General features: G+C 32.1%; 4 protein-coding genes and 1 pseudogene. All 5 read right to left on the bottom strand.

Going from position 1 to position 4,539, the window contains the following annotated elements; translation table 11 throughout:
* Window positions 1-555: pseudogene (locus AB8B65_RS17085) on the bottom strand (slipin family protein); the annotation flags it as partial.
* 816 nt (window positions 556-1,371) lie between these two features.
* A complete protein-coding gene (locus AB8B65_RS17080; RefSeq protein ID WP_405302492.1) occupies window positions 1,372-1,857 on the bottom strand; it encodes a ribonuclease H-like YkuK family protein in 486 nt (161 codons plus the stop codon).
* 283 nt (window positions 1,858-2,140) lie between these two features.
* The gene (locus AB8B65_RS17075) at window positions 2,141-2,899 is read right to left on the bottom strand and encodes a hypothetical protein (protein ID WP_405302491.1); all 759 of its coding nucleotides are present in this window, start codon (window positions 2,897-2,899) and stop codon (window positions 2,141-2,143) included.
* 156 nt (window positions 2,900-3,055) lie between these two features.
* A complete protein-coding gene (locus AB8B65_RS17070) occupies window positions 3,056-4,063 on the bottom strand; it encodes an RNA ligase, Rnl2 family (RefSeq protein ID WP_405302490.1) in 1,008 nt (335 codons plus the stop codon).
* Window positions 4,064-4,106: 43 nt separating this feature from the next.
* Window positions 4,107-4,430, bottom strand: coding sequence for a hypothetical protein (locus AB8B65_RS17065; RefSeq protein ID WP_405302489.1), 324 nt, complete (start codon window positions 4,428-4,430; stop codon window positions 4,107-4,109).
* Window positions 4,431-4,539: the final 109 nt, after the last annotated feature.

Below are 4,539 nucleotides of genomic sequence, written 5' to 3'. Positions count from 1 at the left end.
ACCCGAAATTTCGAGTTGCAACTGACGCATATCTACTTTCGAAATTTTGATGTTTGTTGCATTTCGCCAAAAACGATAAATACCAGAGTTTAAAATTTTCTCAAACTTATCATCAACCAATAAAATTGCTTTTTCATATTCCAATACTTCAAACAATCGGATATATTTTGACAAATTATAGTTGCTTAGCAAGTTTTTGTCTTTGATCTCTGTAATTTCTGTTTTACCTAAGTCAACTCGTGTAAAAGTTCTATTAATCAAACCTTTCCAATACAAATGTTGTCCAGTCTCTAATACGCCTTTAAAGTTTCCTTTTTCAAAAAGTAATACAATTTCGTTGTCATTTACATCTATCACTTCTAACATATTTGTTAAGGTGACATCTTGCAATAAAATTTCACTAGCAATTGGTGCATGAAATTTTTCTGTAAGATCATACATAACTGCATTTTGACTAAACTTTAGCCAATATGCTCCTTCAGTAATTACTTTCTGGTAGTTTCCGTTTTTAAAAACCAAACCTACTTTTCCTGTGTGAATTCGTACTCGTTTCATGTCTTTATTATTAATTATGCCATTGCTGGCGATTAAACTTTTTTAGTCTCGATTTTCGAGTAAAAACGAAGCGCATCAATCATTTCTCTTTCGCGGAGATAAAAGATTTTACAAATGTTCGCTAGTTCTTTTTTGAAGATGGAATCGCACCAAAACACAACTTAATAGCAATGTTTTTAGTTTGATTTGATCGTCAAGAAATAATAGTTGCTATCAGTAAGCACTTTTTATGTCAAAGCGATTTCAAAACTGCTGTTTACTTCTTTTGAAGCTTCAGCAGATTGATACGTCATCGTTTTCGTCAATTTTAACAGCGTGACAGGCTGGTGATTTTTTTAGAAGAAATCTAACTTCAATCTACATTAAAAGTGTAGTACTCTACCAACTGAGTTACCCTCGCTAATGAGCAAGAGACTGGAATCGAACCAGTGCAAAAATTCGCTAGAACCCTAATCTAGTGCGTCTACCAATTTCGCCATATCTGAAACAGATAGTGGGATTCGAACCCACATGAACATATTGATTTTTGGAAATCAACAAACCTCCAAGTCGAGTTGCATATAAAAGCATAATGCAAATTTTTGCAACGTTTTATACAATGGTGCTATACAGAAACACACAACAAGACTCGCTTGATATTTTTAATTCATTTTTTCTTTTTTGAACCTCGCTACAATCCACGTGTAGCGAGGATAATTAACCAAACAGTATATTGATTAGCAACTGTTTTTCTTTCTGGAACAAATATTATATACTACTGCGCATTCATTTTGCGTAGTTGATGTATTCATTAGAAAAGAAGAGATATAATGTTATTTAGACAATACTATCTGCACAAGACGAACTTGCAAAAGCATAAGGTTTTGCCTTGAATGCAAAGCCCATTCCTAAGATATATCCCATTGCTTCTTTGAGTGCCACATTTGATTTATATTTTGAGTCTGTATTAATATCTGCGTGGACTTCCAATGGAATATTGTACTTTTCTAATAGATCACAAATGCCATAGGCAGTTTCTACGGATAGTGCCACTTCTTTTAGCATACGCTCTTTTATGCCTATTTTAGTAGTTCCTTGTTCGTTTTTGATGAACATAAAACCACCTTTTCCTTCTCTCAGAATTACGATCACAGTACCATAGGCAACGTGTGTTTTATAGGCTTGTGAATCTGAACCCACATAGATTTTCAATTTATGACCAGCTTTCTGTTCTTTTATAATGGCATTCTCAACAAGTTTAGTGATGGGCACATCGAATACTTTTCCTGAAAAATTTCGCCATTTGTTTGCTGCAATTTTCATCTGTTTCATTTTTTATATTATTAATTCTGTCAGATGGAATTCACCAATAATCATATCAGTAGGTATCAACTGATTGCTATGGCTCATTTCATAGTTTTTGTTTGTTTTAATTGTAGATACAAAGGTTTTAAAGTACTGCGCGTTTATTTCGCGTAGTTAAAATTTAATTTCTTTATTTTTAGACAGTTGTTGTCCAGTATTACTCTAAAGAGTAAAAGTTTTGATATACTTTTTTAGTATGAATTCTTGTTGTTTTCTCTATGGAGAATATTTTGATTAAACTTTACCAATCATAGGGAGAATATCCATAATTTAAATAGAATTTTTGGTTAAATTCTTCTTTGAATTCAGCATCTTTCAATTTAAAGTTTTTAAATAGATGATTCGTAATTTGTTTCGGTACTTCTGATAATTTATCTGCTAAAATTAACTTTTTTGCTTCTTGAAAAAACACTTTCATCTTTTCTTTATCTTCCGCCGTAACTTTTTCTTTGCTTATTGCTTTTGAAGATAATTCGCTTAGCATTTTTAATGAATTTTCTTCAATACATTCCTTTTTTGCATGATCATACAAAGTTTCTCGGAATTGTTCTATTAATTCGCTTAAATCTTCCTGTTCTTGTAAAACTCCTGAAGAAAAAACTAACTCTGTAATATTTTTGTGTGATGCAATATTAAATTTTGGATGTAATCCGAGTTGCGAATCTCCTTTCGTGATTAACATTTTTCCTGTATAGTCTAGTTCCAAGTCTATATTTTTATAGGATAAAATTTTTGAATCAAAAAAATCTACAAACTTTGGTTTAGCACCGTTAATAACTCTTGGAGTTTCTGTTTCTTTAAAAACTCTCAAATCTTTCAATAACAATCTATTGTTTTTTACAGCAAACGTAGCCACAAAACCTCTCCAACAGACTGAAAGACTCATAAATGGTTTTTCATAATACGGAGAAATATCAAAAGGGGCATCTCCAGTGTATTTTTTAATGCTAAAACCTTTATCTCCTTCAGGAAGCATGGTATGTTGTATTTGTACGGTCATTATCTAAATCCTTTTTTGATGCTCTTTTAAATTATTTTAATGAATAAATTTAATCACTAATTAGTGAATGTAGCCTATAACAGATAGTAAATTCTAAAATAATATTCTTATTCAAAAGCCTCTTGTCTCTAATGAACAAGAGGCAATCTATCTACATTACCTAAAAAGAAGCACTTCTTTTACTATAGTAGCAGCTTCTCTATTCAGTATTTTTGTCATTACTTTTTGATGTTGCTTTTCCGTATTTTCCCAATCAGTTTCATGGTCTTTTACGAAATCTTCTAGCGCATCTTTGGCAAGTAATCCAATGGTTTTTCCAGTTTGTTTTGGAGAAAACTCACCAAGTTTACTTTGTACATTCATCAAACGATTCTCGTTTACATATCCTAAAAGCGTGTGCATCAATTCTTTTTCAGTATCTGAAAGTGCTTCAATTGCACTTGGCTTTGAAACTCTTGATCGTTTTTCATGTGACTTTTCAGACCATTTTTCGTTTTTGTTTTTGAAAATAACACGTTGTCCATTTCCAAATCGTTTACTTACCAATGGTTTGATGATGGTTCCTTCGCAAATATTATCTTCAATAGTTGGAAGATTTAGCCATTCATGTACTTTAGATTCAAATGCATTTGGATATGCCATGCATTCGCTAAACGTTCCTGCGAAAAGTGTTTTTGCGTAAAACAATCCAACTTCCTCAAAGTATGTGTTTGCAATAGTTACATCAAGATATTGCTTGTGATCTAAACAAATATCAAACGCGTAAAAGTCATTTTCTGGACTGTAAAAAACTCCTTTTTGAATGCGAACCATTCCATCAATCTTATCTACCGTAGAATGCGGATAGTTACCTCCAAAAATTTCACCAAAAATTGTAATCATTTCCGTTTCAGGAAAATCTTTCTTTACAAGCTTGAAAAGTGCTGTAATTGCTTTTTCATACTTGTTTAAAACATAGTTGTGGTTGTTGAAGTTTTCATCTTCAGCAATTAGACTTGTACGTTTAGCAACTTGGATTCGAGTTCCGTCAGTAATAAAAGAAAAGTTAGCTCCATGAACTTTTTCTTGTACTACGAAAACATCGTTCCCGTAATCGTGAAGGTATACTTGTTCGGTTGCCTTCTCACGGTATGTATTTTCAATACTATTATATTTCTTAAACATGATTTCTTTTTGTTTTGGATGACACATAAAGAATCATCTCGTTTTACATTTCATTTTTTTTCATTTCATGCAATCGATCTCTACGATCAATTTCTCCCAAAGGACTTCCTTTGAAAGTGGAGATGTTTTTGAAACCATTTTCAGAGGTAATTAGTGATTCTTCCGCCAAAACGGCACCTCTTCTTTTATTTCCATAATCTCCAGTCATTTTTTTTGTAGCTGGATCTAAATCGCCCCATAAAATAGCAGGCTTTCCAGAATCTATTGGTTCTACAAAATAGGTGACTCCTGTTCTTTTTGAAGTCACAAGGAATCTTCCTGAATCTTCAGTTCTATAAAAGAACCTTTGTAATACATCTTGTCTCATGACTATTAGTTTTAATTATTAATTTTAGAAATGACAAGGCTTTACTTGCATCTTCGAGATAATTGCTCGCTATTTTATTTTTAAACTACATTTCTTTTGTGGAATAAAT

It is taken from the genome of Kordia sp., from assembly GCF_045105435.1.
Lineage (GTDB): Bacteria > Bacteroidota > Bacteroidia > Flavobacteriales > Flavobacteriaceae > Kordia.
The sequence above is the reverse complement of the archived record's forward strand: the minus strand, read 5'-3'. Positions and strand labels throughout refer to the sequence as shown.